Genomic DNA, 20,221 nt, shown 5'->3' with positions numbered 1-20,221 from the left:
TTATCAGGAGATCCTCATGTTTGATTTACTCCTGCGCCGTGCGCGCCTTGCCGACGATACCCTGACCGATATCGCCATTCAGAACGGGAAAATCGCGGCGCTGGGCGAGATTGACGCCCCCGCGCATAAAACGGTTGAGCTGAACGGCGACGTGTTCGTCAGCGCAGGCTGGATTGACTCCCACGTACACTGCTACCCGAACTCCCCGATTTACCACGACGAGCCGGACAGCGTCGGCATTGCCACCGGCGTCACCACCGTGGTGGACGCGGGCAGCACCGGCGCCGATGACGTGGACGATTTCTACGACATCACCCGCAGGGCCTCCACCGAGGTGTTTGCCCTGCTGAACATCTCCCGCGTGGGGCTGATTGCCCAAAACGAGCTGGCCAACATGGCGAATATCGACGCCGACGCGGTGAAGCAGGCGGTGAAGCGCCACCCTGATTTTATCGTTGGCCTGAAGGCGCGCATGAGCAGCAGCGTGGTGGGTGAAAACGGCATCACGCCGCTGGAGCGGGCGAAAGCCATTCAGAAAGAGAACGGCGACCTGCCGCTGATGGTGCACATTGGCAACAACCCGCCGAACCTTGACGAAATTGCCGAGCTGCTGAGCTCCGGCGACATCATCACCCACTGCTACAACGGCAAGCCTAACCGCATTCTGACGCCCTCCGGCGAGCTGCGCGCCTCCATCACCTCCGCCCTGAAGCGCGGCGTGCGTCTGGACGTCGGCCACGGCACGGCGAGCTTCAGCTTTGAGGTGGCGAAACGCGCCATCGCGATGGGCATTCTGCCGCATACCATCAGCTCGGATATCTACTGCCGCAACCGCATCAACGGTCCGGTCGGCTCGCTGGCGAGCGTGATGTCGAAGTTTCTCGCTATCGGCATGTCGCTGCCGCAGGTGATTGACTGCGTGACTGCGAACGCCGCCGACGGCCTGCGCCTGGCGCGCAAGGGCCGCATCCAGCCGGGTCTCGACGCCGACCTGACTCTGTTCACGCTCAAACGCCAGCCGACGGTGCTGACGGATGCCGAAAACGACAGCCTGCAGGCTGAACACATTCTGGTGCCGCTTGCCGCGATCCGCGCGGGCAAGGGCTACATGACCGAACAAGGGAGCACGGAACATGCCTTCGATTTATGAGAAGTACAACTTAAAGCAGGTGATCAATACCTCCGGCCGCATGACGGCGCTGGGCGTCTCCACGCCGCGCCCGGAAGTGGTGCAGGCGGCAATGGACGGCATGAATCACTATTTCGAGATGAAGGATCTGGTCAATAAAACCGGGGAATACATCGCGAAGCTGCTGGATGTGGAAGGCGCGACGGTGGTTTCCTGCGCGTCGGCGGGTATAGCCCAGTCGGTGGCGGCGGTGCTGGTCAAAGACAGCGACTGGCTGTTGGAAAACCTGCATGTGACCCCGATTGAGAACAACGAAATCGTCCTGCCGAAAGGCCACAACGTAAACTTTGGCGCGCCGGTGGGCACCATGGTGGCGCTGGGCGGCGGCAAGCTGGTGGAGGCGGGCTACGCCAACGAATGCTCCGCCGATCAGCTGGCGGCGGCGATCACCCCGCGCACGGCGGCGATCCTCTACATCAAATCGCACCACTGCGTGCAGAAAAGCATGCTCAGCGTCGAGCAGGCGGCGGTTGTGGCGCGCAAGCACGATCTCCCGCTGATCGTCGATGCGGCGGCGGAAGAAGATCTGCACGCGTACTACCGATCCGGCGCCGATCTGGTGATCTACAGCGGCGCGAAGGCGATCGAAGGCCCAACCAGCGGTCTGGTGATCGGCAAAACCCAGTACGTTGAGTGGGTGAAGCGCCAGACCGCGGGCATTGGCCGCGCGATGAAGGTGGGTAAAGAGGGCATTCTTGGCCTGACCTGCGCCATCGAGCACTACCTGACGGCGACCAAAGAGAGCGGGGCCGAGATGGTGGCGAAGATGACGCCGTTTATCGAGGCGCTCAACACCCTGAACGGCGTGACCGCGCGCGTGGTCTGGGACAGTGCCGGTCGCGATATCGCCCGCACCGAGATCAAGTTCGACGAAGCCGCAACGGGCGTCGGCACGGGCGATCTGGTGGCGAAGCTGAAACAGGGTGAATACGCCATTTACTTCCGCGGCTACAAGGCCAACGAAGGGATTATCGAGGCGGACGTGCGCAGCGTGAATGCTGACCAGCTGAACATCGTGTACCGCCGCATTAGCGAAGTATTAGGACAGGAGAAAAACGCATGAAACTGACCCCCAACTTTTACCGTGACCGCGTCTGCCTGAACGTGCTGGCAGGCTCAAAGGCCAACGCCAGCGCCATTTACGAGGCGGCGGAAGGTCATGTGCTGGTGGGCGTGCTCTCCAAAAATTACCCGGACGTGGCGAGCGCCGTTGCGGACATGCGCGAATACGCGGCGCTGATTGATAACGCGCTCTCCGTCGGCCTCGGCGCGGGGGATCCGAACCAGTCGGCGATGGTGAGTGAAATCTCCCGTCAGGTGCAGCCGCAGCACGTCAACCAGGTCTTTACCGGCGTGGCTACCAGCCGCGCGCTGCTGGGGCAGAACGACTCCGTGGTCAACGGTCTGGTCTCTCCGACCGGCACCGTCGGGATGGTCAAAATCTCCACCGGACCGCTGAGCAGCGCCGCGCCTGACGGCATCGTGCCGGTTGAAACCGCGATTGCCCTGCTGAAGGATTTCGGCGGCAGCTCCATCAAATACTTCCCGATGGGCGGCCTGAAGTGCCGCGACGAGTACAAAGCGGTGGCGGAAGCCTGCGCCCGTCACGACTTCTGGCTGGAGCCAACCGGAGGTATCGATCTGGAAAACTATGAGGAGATCCTGCAGATCGCCCTCGACGCGGGCGTGAGCAAAATCATCCCGCATATCTACAGCTCGATTATCGACAAAGCCAGCGGCGATACGCGCCCGGAAGACGTGCGCACGCTGCTGGCGATGACGAAGAAGCTGGTGAAGTAAAATAAAACCTTACCGCACACACCTGAAGGAGCCACCATGCACACCCGTACCCTGCTTGTTGCTTCACTCTCAATGTTCGCCACCACCGCTATCGCCCAGACGCAATACGCCTGGGTGGGCACCTACAACCCCAACGGCGAAGGGCTGTACCGCTTTACCGTTGACCCGCAAAGCGGCGCGCTGGCGAATAAAACGCTGGTCAGCAAGCTGCCGAACGCCGCGCAGCTGGCCGTCTCACGCGACGGCAAAACGCTGTATCTGGCAAGCGAAGTGGAGCAGGGCGTGGTGCAGGCGCTGCGGGTGGGGGATAACGGCGCGCTGAGCGAGCTGAATCAGGTAGCCTCCGGCGGCGCGGGGCCGGTTTACCTGTCGCTGACGCCGAACGGTCGCCATCTTCTGGTGGCGAACTACGTCAGCGGATCTATCGCAGTGCTGCCCGTTAACGCAGACGGCAGCCTGGGTGAGGCCACGGACACTCATCAGGATCAAGGCGAACCGGGTGCGGCGAAGCCGGAAGCGGCAGCGGAGGGCAGTTTTGCCATCAGCGATCATAACGGCCCGCATGCGCACATGATCGCCGCCGATCCGAGCGGGAAGTTCGTGTTTTCCACCGATCTTGGGCTGGATCGCCTCTACCAGTACCGTTTTGACGATCGAACAGGAAAGCTGACCCCGAACGATCCGCCGTTTATCAGCGCCTCCTCAAAAGGCGCCGGGCCGCGCCATTTTGTCTTTACGCCAAAAGGGGATGCCCTGTGGCTGATTAACGAAGAGGCGTCTACGCTCACCCATTATACCGTGAGCGCCAACGGCACCTTAAAAGAGGGCAAAACGCTTTCAGCCCTGCCGGAAGGTTACAAAGGCACCAGCTTTGCTGCCGGGCTGGCATTAAGCGCCGACGGCAAACAGCTGTATGTGGCTAACCGTTTGCATAACAGCATCGGGCACTTTACCGTAACAGCGGAGGGCACGCTGACCCATCAGGACGACGTGTGGACGCGCGGCGACTACCCGCGCACCCTGACGCTCGATAAACAGGGACGCTGGCTGTACGTTATGAACCAGCGCAGCGACAACATCACCCGTTTCCGCGTAGCGCAGGACGGCAAATTGAGCTTCGAGCCAGACTACACCCCGGTCGGCAGCCCATCCCAGATGGTCATTTCACCTTAAGCTGTAGAGGACAAACCCGTGCGATTTCCGAACCAACGTTTAGCGCAACTGTTCGATCTGTTGCAAAACGAGACGCTGCCGCAGGACGAGCTGGCGCAGCGGCTGTCGGTCTCCACGCGAACCGTCCGTGCCGATATCACCGCCCTGAACGCGCTGCTGGCAAGCCACGGCGCGCAGTTTATATTGAGCCGGGGCAACGGCTATCAGCTCAAAATTGATGATGTGGTGCGCTACCAGCAGCTGCAGGCATCCCATCCGCGCGCACTGCGCATTCCCCGGACCGGACCGGAGCGCGTGCATTATCTGGTGGTGCGTTTTCTCACCTCGGCATTTTCTCTTAAGCTTGAGGATCTGGCGGACGAGTGGTTCGTCAGCCGCGCCACGCTGCAAAGCGACATGGCGGAAGTCCGCGAGTGGTTCCATCGCTATAACCTGACGCTGGAAACGCGTCCGCGCCACGGCATGAAGCTGTTTGGCAGCGAGATGTCGACCCGCGCCTGCCTGACCGATCTGCTCTGGGAGCTGGCACAGCAGGACAGCCTGAACCCGCTGGTGACCGACGTGGCGCTGAACGCGGGCGTGGCGGAGCAGATGGTGCCCGTGCTGCACGAGGCGTTGACGCGTCATCACATCCGTCTGACCGATGAAGGCGAGCTGTTCCTGCGCCTGTACTGCGCGGTGTCGGTGCGGCGCATCAGCGAGGGCTATCCGCTGCCGGAATTCCACGCCGAAGACGTAGAAGAGAACGTGCGCGAGGCGGCGAAGGATATCGCCGTCACTATCCAGCAGCTGGCGGGCAAAGCGCTTTCACCTTCGGAGGAGAGCTGGCTCTGCGTGCACATTGCGGCGCGGCAGATTCAGGAGATTGCCCCGAGCGCCATTAACGCAGACGACGACGAAGCGCTGGTCAACTACATCCTGCGCTACATCAACACCCACTATAACTACAACCTGCTCAGCGACGAGCAACTGCACGCGGACCTGCTCACGCACATCAAAACCATGATCACCCGCGTGCGGTATCAAATCATGATCCCCAACCCGCTGCTGGATAACATCAAGCAGCACTACCCGATGGCGTGGGATATGACCCTCGCGGCGGTATCGAGCTGGGGCAAATACACGCCGTACGTGATCAGCGAAAACGAGATTGGCTTCCTGGTGCTGCACATTGGCGTCGGGCTGGAGCGTCACTACAACATCGGCTACCAGCGCCAGCCGCGCGTGCTGCTGGTGTGCGACGCCGGTAATGCCATGGTCCGCATGATTGAAGCCGTTCTGCAGCGCAAATACCCGCAAATTGAGGTCACGCGCACGCTCACCCTGCGCGAGTACGAGCTGGCGGAAACGATTGGCGAAGACTTTGTGATCGCCACCGCCCGCGTCAGTGAAAAGTCGAAACCGGTGGTGACGATCGCCCCGTTCCCGACCGACTATCAGTTAGAGCAGATCGGCAAGCTGGTGCTGGTGGACCGCACCCGGCCGTGGATGCTGGATAAATACTTCGACGCGGCCCATTTCCGCATTATCGACACGCCCGTTGATCAGCAAACGCTGTTTCGCGAGCTGTGCGCGCAGCTTGAAGGCGAGGGGTTTGTCGGCGCGGAGTTCCTGGATTCCGTCGTCGAGCGTGAAGCCATCGTCAGCACCATGCTCGGCGACGGCATCGCGCTGCCGCACTCCCTCGGCCTGCTGGCGCAGAAAACGGTGGTCTATACCGTACTCGCCCCGCACGGCGTCCCGTGGGGCGACGAAACCGCGCACGTCATCTTCCTGCTTGCCATCAGCAAAAGCGAGTACGAAGAGGCGATGGCGATTTACGATATCTTTGTCACTTTCCTGCGTGAACGGGCGATGTCGCGGCTCTGTAGCTGCGGAGATTTTGCCGAGTTTAAGGCGGTGGCAATGGAGAGTTTGAGCCGGTTTTGAGGTAAGGGCGGACGGATAACATCCGCCTTTGTTCAACGCAGATGATGCACAACCTGGTTGCTGCTGCCGCGCCAGATCAGCGCCGGGTCTTTTAAATCCTGCACGAACTTGCCGTCGACGAGCACGTTAATCAGATCCACCACTTCCATCTGCTGCGCGTTCAGCTCTTCCAGCCTGTAGCCTGTCCAGACCCAGATATCTTTTCCCGTACACTCTGCCCGAATGCGCTTCACCAGCTTCAGGATATCCGGCACGTTTTGCGGGTGCAGGGGGTCGCCGCCGGAGAGCGAGATCCCCTGGCGTTTGATGCGGGTGTCGTTGAGGTCGTTGATGATGCGGTCTTCCATCTCAGCGGTAAACGGCATGCCGGAGTTTAGACGCCAGGTGCTTTTGTTATAGCAGCCGGGGCATTCGTGGACGCAGCCTGAGACGAACAGGGTGCAGCGGGTGCCGGGGCCGTTGACGATGTCGACGGGGTAGTATTGATGATAATTCATAGCGTTAACCTGATGCCCTCACCCCGGGCCTCTCCCACAGGGAGAGGGAGAAAATCGGTGGCCGGAATAACAATGTGCTCGATCGGTTCCCTCTCCCTTGAGGGAGAGGGGTAGGGTGAGGGGGAAAACCCTGCGCAGAACTTACCCGATCTGCCCATTCCCCAGATGCTTCACGCGGCGCTTCACCTCTTCCTGCTTGCCGGCGTTAAACGGACGCGCGTCCGGGCTGCCGAGATAGCCGCACACGCGGCGGGTCACGGAGACGCGGGCCGCGTCGTGGTTGCCGCATTTCGGGCAGGTGAAGCCTTTGCTCGTACACTCGAACTCACCGGTAAAGCCGCACTCGTAGCACTCGTCGATTGGCGTGTTGGTCCCGTAATACGGCACGTGCTGATAGCTGTAATCCCACACGTCTTCCAGCGCCTTCAGGTTGTGCTGAATGTTCGGGTACTCGCCGTAGCAGATGAAGCCGCCGCTGGCGATCGGCGGATAGGCCGCTTCGAAGTCGATCTTGTCGTACGGGTTCACCTTTTTCTCCACGTCGAGGTGGAAGCTGTTGGTGTAATACCCTTTGTCGGTCACGCCTTCCACAATCCCGAACTCGGCGGTGTCCAGACGGCAGAAGCGGTCGCACAGGTTCTCGCTCGGCGTGCTGTAGAGGCTAAACCCGTAGCCGGTTTCCTCTTTCCACTGGTCAACCGCGTCGCGCAGGCGCTGAACGATGGCGATGCCTTTTTCGCGCAGGGCCTCGCTGTCGTACATATGCGTATCGCCCGCCAGGGCGTTGATGGTCTCGTGAATACCGATATAGCCCAGAGAAATGGACGCGCGACCGTTTTTGAAGATCTCCGACACGTCATCGTCCGCCTTCAGGCGCACGCCGCAGGCCCCTTCCATATAGAGGATCGGCGCCACGCGGGCCTTGACTCCTTCAAGGCGCGCGATACGGGTCATCAGCGCCTTACGCGCCAGCTGCAGGCGTTCATCCAGCAGTGTCCAGAATTCAGCTTCATTGCCTTTCGCTTCCAGCGCGATGCGCGGCAGGTTCAGGCTGATGACGCCCAGGTTGTTGCGTCCGTCGTGGATCTGCTCGCCGTTTTCGTCTTCGTACACGCCGAGGAAGCTGCGGCAGCCCATTGGCGTTTTAAACGAACCGGTCACTTTGACGACCTGATCGTAGTTCAGGATGTCCGGATACATGCGCTTGCTCGCGCACTCCAGCGCCAGCTGTTTGATGTCGTAGTTCGGATCGCCAAACTTGTGGTTCAGGCCGTCGCGGATGGCGAACACCAGTTTCGGGAACACGGCGGTTTTACGGTTTTTGCCGAGGCCGGAAATACGGTTGCGCAGGATGGACTGCTGGATCAGGCGCGATTCCCAGCTGGTGCCCAGACCAAAGCCGAAGGTCACAAACGGCGTCTGACCGTTGGCGGTGTGCAGCGTGTTCACCTCATATTCCAGCGACTGGAAGGCGTCGTAGCACTCTTTCTCGGTACGGGAGTGCGCGTAGCCGTCCGCGTCCGGGATCTGCCACTCTTCGGCGGTTTTACGATGCTTGTTAAAGCTTGCCGTCACGAACGGGGCCAGCACTTCATCAATGCGGTTAATCGTGGTGCCGCCGTAAATGTGGCTGGCAACCTGGGCGATAATCTGCGCGGTGACGGCGGTGGCCGTGGAGATCGACTTAGGCGGTTCAATCTCGGCGTTACCCATTTTAAAACCATGGGTCAGCATGCCCTTCAGGTCGATCAGCATGCAGTTGAACATCGGGAAGAACGGCGAATAGTCGAGGTCGTGGTAGTGGATCTCGCCGCGCTCGTGCGCAGACACCACGTCGCGCGGCAGCAGATGCTGACGGGCATAGTGTTTGGCGACGATACCGGCCAGCAGGTCGCGCTGGGTCGGGATCACTTTGCTGTCTTTATTGGCGTTTTCATTGAGCAGGGCGGAGTTGGTCTGCTCCACCAGGCCTCGGATTTCCTGGTTCAGACGACCGCGCTTCTCACGCTGCACGTCACGATCGTGACGGTACTCAATGTAGGCGCGCGCCAGCTGCTTGTAAGGCCCCGCCATCAGCTGGTTTTCAACCGCGGTCTGGATCTCATTGATATCGACCTGGCTGCGTTCGTTCATCTGGCTGCTAACGACTTCTGCGACGGTGGCGCAGTAATCTGCGTCATCGACTCCCGCTGCTTTAGCTGCACGCAGAATGGCTTCCTGGATGCGCTCTGATTTAAACGGCACTTTACAGCCATCACGTTTCATCACATGCGGTGTCATGATCACTCCATTTTTTGAAAACAGGTTATCCACAGAGGTGGAGAAGTATTCACCGGGCGTATTCCCCGCCGGGCCAAAGACTTCCCGCGTTCCCAGCTCGTGTTATCCACAATTCCGGCCAGCGTAAGCGCCGTCTTGTTGTTGGAATAGTAGACGATAAATACAAGATATTGGGTCGGCGTGCATTTTAAGTGCTACATATAGTGATTTGCATCAAACATGTTTGCGATTTATTTGATGCAGAACAAAGTAAAAAGACGAGAGTACAAACGACGGGCGCTTCAGCGATTGTAAAGGCGCGCGAGAAAAATCTGATTAATTATTCAACAAAAACAGTAAAATAAGCCGGATGCTGGGCTGCACCCGGCGAGAAGGTTACTGCTGCAGCCACCAGACGGCTTCAAACGGACGGAGCGACGTCGTTTGCGGTGCCGGGTAGTTACTCATCAGCACCTGTGATTTATCGCTGAGAGCGTCTGTCTGCCATTCCTGAGGCGTATGGCTCAGGTTTGCCGCCACCATCAGCGTCTGACCCTGCCACTGACGACGGTAGCACCAAAGAGAAGGATGTTCCGGCAGGATATCCTCATAATCTCCCCACGTCAGCACCGGCAGGGTTTTGCGCAGGCTAATCAGCGACTGGTAGGTGTAGAACACCGAATCCGGGTCGTCGAGCGCGGCGCGGGCGTTCACCGTCTCGTAGTTATCGCAGACGCCAATCCACGGCTCGCCCTCGGTAAAGCCCGCATTGTGCGACGCGTCCCACTGCATTGGAGTTCGTCCGTTATCACGTGACTTACTCGCCAGAATCGCCAGCAATTCATCCGGCTCGCGGCCGTTGGCGCGCAGTTCGGCGAACATATTCAGGCTCTCCACGTCGCGGTAATCGGTGATGCGGCTGAAGTGCGGGTTCGTCATCCCCAGCTCCTCGCCCTGGTAGATATACGGCGTACCCTGCATGCCGTGCAGCACCATGCCGAGCATCTTCGCGGCAGCCACGCGGTGTTCCCCTTCATCACCAAAGCGCGACACGATGCGCGGCTGATCGTGGTTACACCAGAACAGCGCGTTCCAGGCTTTGTTGTGCATCCCCTGCTGCCAGTGGCGGAAGAGGGTTTTCAGCGCGACGAAGTCCGGCTTCGCCTGCGTCCATTTTTCGCCGCCGGGGTAGTCCACCTTCAGATGATGGAAGTTAAAGGTCATCGACAGCTCGCTGCCGTCGAGCGACGCGTACTGCTGGCAGTTCTCCAGCGAGGTCGAGGACATCTCGCCCACCGTCATCAGGTTGCGTGGGGTGAAGACGTCGCGGCTCATCTCCTGCAGGTATTCGTGGATGCGCGGCCCGTCCGTGTAGAAGCGGCGGCCGTCTCCGATGCTGTCGTCCGGGAAGTCCTGATCTTTTGAAATCAGGTTAATCACGTCCAGACGCAAGCCGTCCACGCCGCGATCGGCCCAGAACTCGCACACCTTTTTCAGCTCGGCGCGCACCGCCGGGTTCTCCCAGTTGAGGTCCGCCTGCTCCGGGGCGAACAGATGCAGATAGTACTGCTCGCTCTCGGCATGCCAGCGCCAGGCATTGCCGCCAAACTTGGAGCGCCAGTTGTTGGGCAGCTGCTCCGGCGTGCCGTCGCGCCAGATGTAGAACTGGCGATACGGGCTCGCTTTGTTCAGCGACTCGCGGAACCAGGCGTGCTGCGTGGAGGTGTGGTTAAACACCATGTCCAGCACAATGCGGATGCCGCGCTCGTGCGCCTCGGCAACCAGCTCGTCGAAATCATCCAGCGTGCCGTAGGCGGGGTCGATGGCGGTGTAATTCGCCACGTCGTAGCCGTTATCCACCTGCGGGGAGATATAAAACGGCGTCAGCCAGATGGCGTCAATGCCGAGGGTTTTCAGGTAGTCCAGACGCTGCGTCACGCCGCGTAGATCGCCGGTGCCGCTGCCGGTCGTGTCCTGGAAACTCTTTGGGTAAATCTGATAGATGACGCCGTTCTGCCACCAGTGAGGAAGAGTATTCATAGTGCGTTCCTGCAAATGCGAAGGGGCGCAACTGCGCCCCGAAAGAAGACGTTAAACAATCTGCAGCGAGCCCTGACGGAACTTGCGCTGGTAAACCACGGTGGTGAGCGCCATTGGGACGATGATCGCGATGGCCATCGCCAGGGCAAACACCTGCCAGTAAGCGGGCTGGATGGAGAGGATGCCCGGCAGGCCGCCGACGCCAATCCCGTTCGCCATCACGCCGTTCAGGCCGCACACCAGGCCCGCCAGACCGGAACCGCTCATCGCGCAGAGCATCGGGAAGCGGTATTTCAGGTTGATACCGTACATCGCCGGTTCGGTGACGCCGAGGTAGGCGGAGATAGCTGCCGGAACAGAGATCTCACGCTCGTTGTGCTTGCGGCTGACGATGATGATGCCGGTCACCGCAGAGGCCTGCGCAATGTTAGACAGGGCGATAATCGGCCAGACCGGCGTGCCGCCGAGGCTTTGAATCATCTGCATGTCGATAGCCAGCGTGGTCTGGTGCACGCCGGTGATCACCAGCGGGGCGTACAGGAAGCCAAACAGCGCGGCACCGATTGGCGCGAAGCTGCCGGTCATCAGGTGACGCACCGCGAAGGCCACGCCGTCGCCAATCATGCGGCCAAACGGACCGATAAAGGCGTGCGCCAGGAACACCGCCAGAATCAGCGAGCAAACCGGCACCACCACCAGATAGAGGTAATCCGGCACGATGCGCTTCAGGCGCGTTTCAATAAAGCCCAGCGCCAGGCCCGCCAGCAGGGCCGGAATAACCTGCGCCTGATAGCCCACTTTGGCGATGGTAAACAGGCCGAAGTTCCAGACCTCAGGCACCTGCTGACCAAGTAAGTAAGCGTTCATTAACTGCGGAGAGACCAGCGTGACGCCCAGCACGATACCAAGAATCGGCGTGCCGCCCATTTTGCGCACCGCGGACCAGCAAATCCCGACCGGCAGGTAGAAGAAGATGGCCTCGCCAATCAGCCACAGGAAATCGTAAACGGTTTTCAGCGCCGGATAGATCTGCGCCAGCGTTTTGCCGTCGCTCATCGGCACATCGCCGATGACGTTACGGAAGCCTAAGATTAAGCCCCCGCTGATCAGCGCCGGCAGCAGCGGGAAGAAGATCTCCGCGAAATGGGAAATCAGCTGCTCGTGCCACTTCATATTCTGGCGCGCGGCCTTCTTCGCCTGCTCTTTATCGGCGGAGGAGTGCCCGGTTGTCGCCAGCAGAGCCTGATAGTAATCGCCCACTTCGGTACCAATCACGACCTGGAACTGACCGGCGTTGGTGAAGCAGCCTTTGACCATGGAAAGCTCTTCAATGGCCTTCGGGTTGGCTTTGGCCGGATCGTTCAGCACGAAGCGCAGGCGGGTAATGCAATGACTGACGGTGGCGATGTTCTCGCGGCCGCCGACCAGGACGATCAACCGATCGATATCTGCTTGTTTGACTTTACTCATCATGAAACCTCATGACAGATGGTGAGGGGGGTAATGACCTGAGCGCAAGCCTACTCCTTCAGCGTGACGGCGAAAATGGGAACGTTCCCGAAATCGGGCGAAGATCACAATAATCCGTTGAGAGGGGGTTAAGAGAGGTGGGCAGGAATGACGATCTGACGCGGCTCAGCGCGCCCGTTGATCTGCTCGATCAGCTGCGCGGCGGCCTGTCTGCCGGACTCGGCGTAGCCCGGATCGACGGTGATGATCTCCGGGTGCAGGAACTTCATCAGCGGCGTGCTGCCGACGCTCGCCACCTGCAGGTTATCGATGCGCTGCTCCTGCAGATATTTGCTGGCACCCAGCGCCAGCGTATCCGTGGCGCACACCAGCGCGGTGGTCTGCGGGGTCAGGACGTTGGCGACCTGCTCGTAACCCTGCTTCATGCCCAGCCCCGGCAGGGAGGCCACGGCGGAGAGATTGTGGTTTTTGCAAAAGGTCAGGTAGGCCTCGTGGCGGCGCTTACCGGTGGTGACGTCCGCGTGCGGTACCCCGAGGAAGCTGATGTGGCGGTGGCCTTCGTCGAACAGGCGCTGCATCAGGGTGATTATCGCGCCCTCGTCGTCATAGCAGACGGAGGCAAAGCCGTGGGCATCGCGCGCCAGCAGCACCAGCGAAGGCTGCCAGGGTTTCAGCATCTCGTCTTTGATGCCGGTAAAGCCGAACAGCACCACGCCATCAATGTTGCGCCGCTGGAGCATGCCCAGATGCTCTTCCACCAGCTGCGGAGAAAACTGACTCTCCATCATGATCGGGTCATAGCCCTGCTCGTAGAAGGCGGGCAGCATGGTCTGCACGGCGAGGTTTTCTGACAGGGAATCCAGACGCGAAACAATGATGGCGACGACTTTGTCACTCTGCCCGCGCATGGCGCGCGCGGAGCGGGAAGGGGAAAACCCGTGCTGATTCATGACCGCCTCAACGCGCTCGCGGGTGCGTTCGCTGACGCCGCTTTCGTTGTTCAGCACGCGTGAGACGGTCGATTTCCCCACGCCGCTTAAACGCGCGATGTCTTTAATCGTAAGGCGGTTCTGCATGCTGTATTCCCTGTAACAACGACGATGTAGTGAATTGAGCCTAATGCTATAGCGCGATTTCGCTATGGGCAAAGTCTGGTTTACGTTCGGTTTATTTGCAGGGGGGTATAATACCGCCCGAATCGTCACAAAGGGTACGCTTAAATCCCTATACTGCGCGACGACACCCTACTTTTTACTTACCGGAGGCTTCATGGATCCCGATCCCACACCTCTCCTGAACGGGAGAATGCGTTCTTTCCGGTAAGCCAGCTTTGTTGCTGACTCACCGGTGATGTGAGGCAGCAACGCCACAAACGTTCCTGCTTGAAAAATTAAGTGCCTCTCAGGTACGGCCTTGCCACGCCTGAAGGAAATGCTGCGTCCGCATTCGCGGATGCGGAGGAATGACTATGTTTAAAAATATCACCCGGCAGCTGCAGGCCCTGCTGAGCCGCCACCTGCCACACCGTCTTGTTCAGCGCGACCCGCTGCCCAATGCTAAAAACATGGCGGGCACCGCGATCCCCGCGTCCCTGACCGAACGCTGCCTGAACGTGGCGGCGATGGATGAAAACGAAGTCTGGCGCGCGTTCGGCGGACACCCGGAAGGGCTAAACGCGGCCGAAGTGGAAAAAATCCGCGCCGTGCACGGCGATAACCAGATCCCGGCGCAGAAGCCCTCTCCGTGGTGGGTACACCTGTGGCTCTGCTACCGCAACCCGTTCAACCTGCTGCTGACCGTGCTCGGCCTCATCTCCTACGCGACGGAAGATCTGTTTGCTGCAGGGGTGATTGCCCTGATGGTGGGCATTTCCACGCTGCTGAACTTTATTCAGGAGGCCCGCTCCACCAAAGCGGCGGACGCCCTGAAGGCGATGGTCAGCAACACCGCGACCGTCTCGCGCGTGATTAACGATCTCGGCGAAAACGCCTGGGTGGAATTGCCTATCGACCAGCTGGTGCCGGGCGATCTGGTGAAGCTGGCCGCGGGGGACATGATCCCGGCGGATTTACGCATCATCCAGGCGCGCGATCTCTTCGTCGCGCAGGCCTCCCTGACCGGGGAATCCCTGCCCGTTGAAAAGGTGGCGCGCAGCCGCGACCCGCAGCAGATGAACCCGCTCGAGTGCGACACCCTGTGCTTTATGGGCACCACGGTGGTCAGCGGCACGGCGCAGGCGATTGTCACCGCTACCGGGGGCAACACCTGGTTCGGACAGCTTGCCGGACGCGTCAGCGAGCAGGAGAGCGAGCCGAACGCCTTCCAGAAAGGCATTGGCCGCGTCAGCATGCTGCTGATTCGCTTTATGATGGTGATGACGCCGATCGTGCTGCTGATCAACGGCTACACCAAGGGCGACTGGTGGGAGGCGGCACTGTTTGCGCTCTCCGTGGCCGTCGGCTTAACGCCGGAAATGCTGCCGATGATCGTCACCTCCACGCTGGCGCGCGGGGCGGTGAAGCTCTCTAAACAGAAAGTGATCGTCAAACACCTCGACGCCATTCAGAACTTTGGCGCGATGGACATCCTCTGCACCGATAAAACCGGCACCCTGACGCAGGACAAAATCGTGCTGGAGAACCACACCGATATCTCCGGCAAAACCAGCGAGCGCGTGCTGCACAGCGCGTGGCTGAACAGCCATTACCAGACCGGGCTGAAAAACCTGCTCGACGTGGCGGTGCTGGAAGGGGTGGATGAAGAATCCGCCCGCACGCTCTCCGGCCGCTGGCAGAAGGTGGATGAGATCCCGTTCGACTTTGAGCGCCGCCGCATGTCGGTGGTGGTGAGCGAGCAGACGGACGTGCATCAGCTGATCTGCAAAGGCGCGCTGCAGGAGATCCTGAACGTGTCGACGCAGGTGCGCCATAACGGCGAGATCGTGCCGCTGGACGACACCATGCTGCGCCGCATCAAGCGCGTCACCGACAACCTGAACCGTCAGGGGCTGCGCGTGGTGGCGGTCGCGAGCAAGTTCCTGCCCGCGCGGGAGGGTGACTATCAGCGTATCGACGAATCCGATCTGATCCTCGAGGGTTACATCGCCTTCCTAGATCCGCCGAAAGAGACTACCGCGCCGGCGCTGAAGGCGCTGAAGGCGAGCGGTATCACGGTGAAAATCCTCACCGGCGACAGCGAGCTGGTGGCGGCCAAAGTGTGCCATGAAGTGGGTCTGGACGCGGGCGACGTGGTGGTGGGGAGCGATATTGAACATCTCTCTGATGACGAGCTGGCGAAGCTTGCCCAGCGCACCACGCTGTTTGCCCGCCTGACCCCGATGCACAAAGAGCGCATCGTCACGCTGCTGCGTCGCGAAGGGCACGTGGTGGGCTTTATGGGCGACGGCATCAACGACGCGCCCGCGCTGCGTGCGGCGGATATTGGTATCTCCGTCGACGGCGCGGTGGACATCGCCCGCGAAGCGGCGGATATCATCCTGCTTGAAAAGAGCCTGATGGTGCTGGAGGAGGGTGTCATCGAAGGGCGCCGCACCTTCGCCAACATGCTCAAATACATCAAAATGACCGCCAGCTCCAACTTCGGTAACGTCTTCAGCGTGCTGGTAGCGAGCGCGTTTCTGCCGTTCCTGCCGATGCTGCCGCTGCACCTGCTGATCCAGAACCTGATGTACGATGTCTCTCAGGTGGCGATCCCGTTTGATAACGTCGACGACGAGCAGATCCAGAAGCCGCAGCACTGGAACCCGGCAGATCTCGGGCGCTTTATGCTGTTCTTTGGCCCGATCAGCTCCATTTTCGACATTCTGACCTTCTGCCTGATGTGGTTTGTGTTCCACGCCAACACCCCGGAACATCAGACGCTGTTCCAGTCCGGCTGGTTCGTGGTGGGTCTGCTGTCGCAGACGCTGATTGTGCATATGATCCGCACCCGCCGCATTCCGTTCATCCAGAGCCGCGCCGCGTGGCCGCTGATTGTGATGACGGGAATTGTGATGGCGCTCGGCATCGCGCTGCCGTTCTCGCCGCTGGCTGGCTACCTGCAGCTGCAGGCGCTGCCGCTGAGCTACTTCCCGTGGCTGGTAGCGATCCTCGCCGGTTATATGGTGCTGACCCAGATGGTGAAAGGGTTCTATGCGCGTCGGTATGGGTGGCAGTAAGTTATGTTTGCCGGGTGGCGGCTTCGCCTTACCCGGCCTACTCTCGAAACGTAGGCCCGGTAAGCGCAGCGCCACCGGGCAATAGCTTTCCTCTCAAATTCAACAACCTGTGATCTCCGTCGGCGCATTCGCTTGACGACAAATTGAGCGCATGTTAACAGAATGTTTTGCCTTTATACCCTAAATAATTCGAGTTGCATGAAGGCGGCAAGGGAGTGAATCCCCGGGAGCTTACATAAGTAAGTGACCGGGGTGAACGAGTGCAGCCAACGCACAGGCAACTTGAAGTATGACGGGTATATTTGGCCCGTCAGATAAGGAACATTCATGTTACGGTACAGTCTCTTAACCGCCGGGCTGATGCTCGGCGCCTCTGCCTTTGCTGCCCCGGCAGGGGATCTCCCCTTAATGCCCTGGCCTGCCAAGGTCGAACGCCCGACGACCCAGGGCGCGCTGGTGCTCAGCAACAACGTATCCATTAGCGTCAGCGGGGACGATCTCGGCGACGCCGTCAGCCGCCTGCGCCAGCGCATCGCCCTGCAAACCGGCTGGACGCTGCAGCCGCAGGTCGACAAGCCTGAAAAGCCGACCATTCGCATCGCGGTTGCTAAAAAGGTGAAGCCGCAGCCGCTGCCGGACAGCGATGAAAGCTATACGCTCACGGTGGACGCCAACGGCGTAACTATCTCCGCCAATACCCGCTTTGGTGCCATGCGCGCCATGGAAACGCTGCTCCAGCTGATGCAGAACGGCGCGGAAAACACCTCGCTGCCGTGGGTCACCATTGAAGATTCGCCGCGCTTCCCGTGGCGCGGGCTGCTGCTCGACTCGGCGCGTCACTTTATTCCGCTGCCGGATATCAAGCGCCAGATCGACGGCATGGCCGCGGCAAAGCTCAACGTGCTGCACTGGCACTTAACCGACGACCAGGGCTGGCGCTTCAGCTCGAAGCGCTACCCTAAGCTGACGCAGCTTGCCAGCGACGGGCTGTTCTACACGCCTGAACAGATGCGCGAGGTGGTGCGTTACGCCACCGAACGCGGCATTCGCGTAGTGCCGGAAATCGACATGCCGGGCCACGCCTCGGCGATTGCTGTGGCCTACCCGGAGCTGATGAGCGCCCCGGGGCCGTACGCAATGGAGCGCCACTGGGGCGTGCTGAAGCCGGTGCTGGATCCGACAAAAGAGGCAACCTACGCCTTTGCCGACGCGATGGTCAGCGAACTGGCGGCGATCTTCCCGGATCCGTATCTGCACATCGGCGGCGATGAGGTGGACGACAGCCAGTGGAAAGCGAACGCCGCGATCCAGAATTTCATGCGCGACAACAGGCTGGCGGACAGCCACGCGCTGCAGGCGTACTTCAACCGCAAGCTGGAAACGATCCTCGAGAAGCATCACCGCCAGATGGTCGGCTGGGACGAGATCTACCATCCCGATCTGCCGAAAAGCATTCTGATCCAGTCCTGGCAGGGGCAGGACGCGCTGGGGCAGGTGGCGCAGAACGGCTACAAGGGCATTCTCTCGACGGGCTTCTATCTCGACCAGCCCCAGTCCACCGCCTATCACTATCGCAACGAAATTGTCCCGCAGGGGCTGAACGGCGTGGATGTGATTGCAGACACCGACAGCGTCCAGAGCTGGGCCTTCTCCATGCCGCGCCTGAAGGGCAAGCCGGTGGAGGGGAGCTTCACGCTGGTGAAAGGGGACGCAGGCTGGCGCGGATTTATTGATTTTGCCGGGAAATCCCGTCGAGCGGTGCAGGATATTGAATGGCGTGACGACAATCAGGTGACCTTTACCGTCGACACCTGGATGGGCGAAACGCGCCCGGTGGTCTCCGTCGATAACGACACGCTCACCGGCTATTTCCTGGTGGGGAATACGCGCTACCCCATCAGCGGCACGCGTCTGGACGAGGTGCCGAAAGGCATTCCGCCGGTCGTGCCGGACGTGGCGAATCAGGCCAACCTGCTTGGCGGTGAGGCCGCGCTGTGGGCGGAAAACGTGGTAGCACCGGTGCTGGATATCCGCCTGTGGCCGCGCGCCTTTGCGGTGGCGGAGCGGCTGTGGTCTGCACAGGATGTCAACGACGTCGATAACATGTTCACCCGCCTGCAGGCGATGGACAGCTGGTCGACGGTGTCGGTCGGGCTGCAGCAGCATACCCAGCAGCAGGTGCAGTTCACGCGCCTCGCCGGTAATGCCGACACGCTGCCGCTGCAAATCCTCGCGCAGGCGGTAGAGCCCGCGCAGTATTACACCCGTCAGCACCTCAAGTTCCAGGCCGGAAACTACCATCAGTTTGAGCCGCTCAACCGCTTCGCGGATGCTCTGAACGCCGAAAGCGCCACCGTGCGCCAGATGCACAAATGGGCGGACCGTCTGGTGAGCGATGCGGAAGACGCGGAAAGCGCAGACGCGCTGCGCCACGTTTTCAACCGGTGGCAGAACAACACCAGCGACGCGCTGGCGCTAAGCGACAACAGCTATCAGCTGAAGGCGATGAAGCCGGTGATTCAGGAGGTGGATAAGCTGGCCTCGATTGGCCTGCGGCTGACGGATCTGGTGGCGCGCCAGGGCACGCTGGATGACAAAGAGATCGCCTCGATTCAGAGCGAACTGGACAACGCGGCGAAGGTTCAGGACGAAGTGGTGATTGCGGCGGTGTACCCGCTGGAAACGCTGCTGCGCGCGACGCGGAATCAGTAGCAAGCAACAAAAAAGGCAGCCTGGGCTGCCTTTTTTTATCGCCAAAGCGAATTAACGACGTACGGCGATCGCTTCGATTTCAATTTTCACGTCTTTAGGCAGACGGGCTACTTCCACGCAGGAGCGCGCCGGGAAAGTCGCATTATGCTCGGTGAAGAACGCTTCGTAAGTGGCGTTAACGGTCGCGAAATCGTTCAGATCTTTCACGAAAACGGTGGTTTTCACGATGTCGCCCACTTTCAGACCGGCAGATTCAACGATAGCCTGCACGTTTTCCAGCGACTGACGCGCCTGCGCCGCGACGTCTTCCGGCACCGCGCCAGTTTTTGGGTTTACCGGGATCTGACCTGAAGTGATGATCATGCTGCCCAGATCAACGCCCTGAACGTAGGGTCCGATAGCGGCTGGTGCATTTTCCGTCGCGAGTACTTTGCTCATGTTTTCTCCAGAATTACAGCGTTAAGAATGTTCCCGGCCATTATAACAGCCGGGATTTCATTACCAACCTCAATTAGTTGGCCAGCACCACATAATGAGAAAACTCTTTTTCGCAGTATTTGCATTTGAGCGCGATGTCATCGGCGCGCTTTTTCACTGCAAAGCTGGAGTAAACCGGCTCCGCATGGCTGATGCAGTTGCTGTTCGGGCAGACCAGCACGCGCTCGATACGATCCGGCAGGCTCGGGCGGGATTTGCCGACCACTTCATACTCGTCGATGCGGTTGACGGTAGCGTCCGGCGCGTACAGCGACAGCTGGTTAACCTGCTCGTCGGTCAGGAAGGTATTCTCGATTTTGATCAGGTCCTTGCGGCCCATTTCACCTGACGGCAGGTTCAGGCCGATGGTGATGCGCTGGTCGGTTTCGGTCAGTTTGAACAGCGTCAGCAGCTTAAAGCCGACCTGCGCAGGGATGTGGTCAATCACGGTGCCACGCTTGATGGCTTCAACCTGGAGTTTGTTATCGTGTGTCATGG

At 60.1% G+C, this 20,221-nt stretch carries 14 protein-coding genes; 7 read left to right on the top strand and 7 right to left on the bottom strand.

All coding sequences use genetic code 11. The annotated features are described in order from the left end of the window. Nucleotides 1–16: 16 nt before the first annotated feature. The 5 genes from N037_RS06655 to N037_RS06635 are packed head-to-tail and all read left to right on the top strand — an operon-like array spanning nt 17 to nt 6,091. A complete protein-coding gene (locus N037_RS06655) occupies nt 17–1,150 on the top strand; it encodes an amidohydrolase/deacetylase family metallohydrolase (protein WP_032639835.1) in 1,134 nt (377 codons plus the stop codon). After that, entirely contained in the window at nt 1,134–2,252 is a 1,119-nt protein-coding gene (locus tag N037_RS06650) for a DgaE family pyridoxal phosphate-dependent ammonia lyase (protein ID WP_032639833.1), read from the top strand. Before N037_RS06655 ends, N037_RS06650 begins: the two co-directional genes overlap by 17 nt. Further along, the gene (dagF, locus tag N037_RS06645; RefSeq protein ID WP_023334305.1) at nt 2,249–2,989 is read left to right on the top strand and encodes a 2-dehydro-3-deoxy-phosphogluconate aldolase; all 741 of its coding nucleotides are present in this window, start codon (nt 2,249–2,251) and stop codon (nt 2,987–2,989) included. The genes N037_RS06650 and dagF overlap by 4 nt, the downstream gene beginning before the upstream one ends. 36 nt (nt 2,990–3,025) lie before the next feature. Then, the gene (locus N037_RS06640; RefSeq protein WP_032639831.1) at nt 3,026–4,162 is read left to right on the top strand and encodes a lactonase family protein; all 1,137 of its coding nucleotides are present in this window, start codon (nt 3,026–3,028) and stop codon (nt 4,160–4,162) included. 18 nt (nt 4,163–4,180) lie between these two features. Further along, complete coding sequence (locus N037_RS06635; protein ID WP_032639829.1) at nt 4,181–6,091, top strand: BglG family transcription antiterminator; 1,911 nt, start codon at nt 4,181–4,183, stop codon at nt 6,089–6,091. A gap of 32 nt (nt 6,092–6,123) precedes the next feature. Here the strand turns inward: N037_RS06635 and nrdG are convergent, their stop codons facing one another. The 5 genes from nrdG to treR all read right to left on the bottom strand — a co-directional run bounded on the left by nrdG (nt 6,124) and on the right by treR (nt 13,433). After that, nucleotides 6,124–6,588, bottom strand: coding sequence for an anaerobic ribonucleoside-triphosphate reductase-activating protein (gene nrdG, locus N037_RS06630; protein ID WP_032639827.1), 465 nt, complete (start codon nt 6,586–6,588; stop codon nt 6,124–6,126). 141 nt (nt 6,589–6,729) lie between these two features. Continuing rightward, on the bottom strand, nt 6,730–8,868 hold the full coding sequence (gene nrdD / locus N037_RS06625) for an anaerobic ribonucleoside-triphosphate reductase (RefSeq protein WP_023310191.1): 2,139 nt from the start codon (nt 8,866–8,868) through the stop codon (nt 6,730–6,732). Between the two features lie 375 nt (nt 8,869–9,243). After that, nucleotides 9,244–10,887, bottom strand: a complete 1,644-nt coding sequence (gene treC, locus N037_RS06620; protein ID WP_032639824.1) for an alpha,alpha-phosphotrehalase — start codon at nt 10,885–10,887, stop codon at nt 9,244–9,246. Between the two features lie 51 nt (nt 10,888–10,938). Further along, nucleotides 10,939–12,357 carry a PTS trehalose transporter subunit IIBC gene (treB, locus tag N037_RS06615; protein ID WP_032639884.1) on the bottom strand — a complete coding sequence of 473 codons (1,419 nt, stop codon included), beginning with the start codon at nt 12,355–12,357 and terminating at the stop codon, nt 10,939–10,941. Between the two features lie 128 nt (nt 12,358–12,485). Continuing rightward, nucleotides 12,486–13,433 (bottom strand): trehalose operon repressor TreR, encoded by a 948-nt coding sequence (treR, locus tag N037_RS06610; protein WP_023334312.1) that lies wholly within the window; start codon nt 13,431–13,433, stop codon nt 12,486–12,488. Between the two features lie 392 nt (nt 13,434–13,825). On the opposite strand from treR, the gene mgtA reads away from it, so the two are divergent. Next, nucleotides 13,826–16,534, top strand: coding sequence for a magnesium-translocating P-type ATPase (gene mgtA, locus N037_RS06605; protein WP_032639822.1), 2,709 nt, complete (start codon nt 13,826–13,828; stop codon nt 16,532–16,534). A gap of 327 nt (nt 16,535–16,861) precedes the next feature. Beyond that, nucleotides 16,862–19,246, top strand: coding sequence for a beta-N-acetylhexosaminidase (locus N037_RS06600; protein ID WP_032639820.1), 2,385 nt, complete (start codon nt 16,862–16,864; stop codon nt 19,244–19,246). A 51-nt stretch (nt 19,247–19,297) separates the two neighbouring features. Here N037_RS06600 and ridA read toward each other — a convergent pair whose 3' ends face one another. Further along, entirely contained in the window at nt 19,298–19,684 is a 387-nt protein-coding gene (gene ridA / locus N037_RS06595) for a 2-iminobutanoate/2-iminopropanoate deaminase (protein WP_008501391.1), read from the bottom strand. Nucleotides 19,685–19,757: 73 nt separating this feature from the next. Then, entirely contained in the window at nt 19,758–20,219 is a 462-nt protein-coding gene (gene pyrI, locus N037_RS06590; RefSeq protein WP_023334315.1) for an aspartate carbamoyltransferase regulatory subunit, read from the bottom strand. Nucleotides 20,220–20,221: the final 2 nt, after the last annotated feature.

This window comes from Enterobacter sp. EGD-HP1, from assembly GCF_000733275.2.
GTDB lineage: Bacteria > Pseudomonadota > Gammaproteobacteria > Enterobacterales > Enterobacteriaceae > Enterobacter.
Note: the sequence above shows the minus strand (reverse complement) of the source record. Positions and strands in the feature narration are given on the sequence as shown.

Excerpts from the sequence above, each read along its gene's own strand:
- N037_RS06655 (WP_032639835.1), top strand. The coding sequence starts at position 17 with ATGTTTGATTTACTCCTGCGCCGTGCGCGCCTTGCCGACGATACCCTG.
- N037_RS06650 (WP_032639833.1), top strand. The coding sequence starts at position 1,134 with ATGCCTTCGATTTATGAGAAGTACAACTTAAAGCAGGTGATCAATACC.
- dagF (WP_023334305.1), top strand. The coding sequence starts at position 2,249 with ATGAAACTGACCCCCAACTTTTACCGTGACCGCGTCTGCCTGAACGTG.
- N037_RS06640 (WP_032639831.1), top strand. The coding sequence starts at position 3,026 with ATGCACACCCGTACCCTGCTTGTTGCTTCACTCTCAATGTTCGCCACC.
- nrdG (WP_032639827.1), bottom strand. The coding sequence starts at position 6,588 with ATGAATTATCATCAATACTACCCCGTCGACATCGTCAACGGCCCCGGC.
- nrdD (WP_023310191.1), bottom strand. The coding sequence starts at position 8,868 with ATGACACCGCATGTGATGAAACGTGATGGCTGTAAAGTGCCGTTTAAA.
- treC (WP_032639824.1), bottom strand. The coding sequence starts at position 10,887 with ATGAATACTCTTCCTCACTGGTGGCAGAACGGCGTCATCTATCAGATT.
- treB (WP_032639884.1), bottom strand. The coding sequence starts at position 12,357 with ATGAGTAAAGTCAAACAAGCAGATATCGATCGGTTGATCGTCCTGGTC.
- treR (WP_023334312.1), bottom strand. The coding sequence starts at position 13,433 with ATGCAGAACCGCCTTACGATTAAAGACATCGCGCGTTTAAGCGGCGTG.
- mgtA (WP_032639822.1), top strand. The coding sequence starts at position 13,826 with ATGTTTAAAAATATCACCCGGCAGCTGCAGGCCCTGCTGAGCCGCCAC.
- N037_RS06600 (WP_032639820.1), top strand. The coding sequence starts at position 16,862 with ATGTTACGGTACAGTCTCTTAACCGCCGGGCTGATGCTCGGCGCCTCT.
- ridA (WP_008501391.1), bottom strand. The coding sequence starts at position 19,684 with ATGAGCAAAGTACTCGCGACGGAAAATGCACCAGCCGCTATCGGACCC.
- pyrI (WP_023334315.1), bottom strand. The coding sequence starts at position 20,219 with ATGACACACGATAACAAACTCCAGGTTGAAGCCATCAAGCGTGGCACC.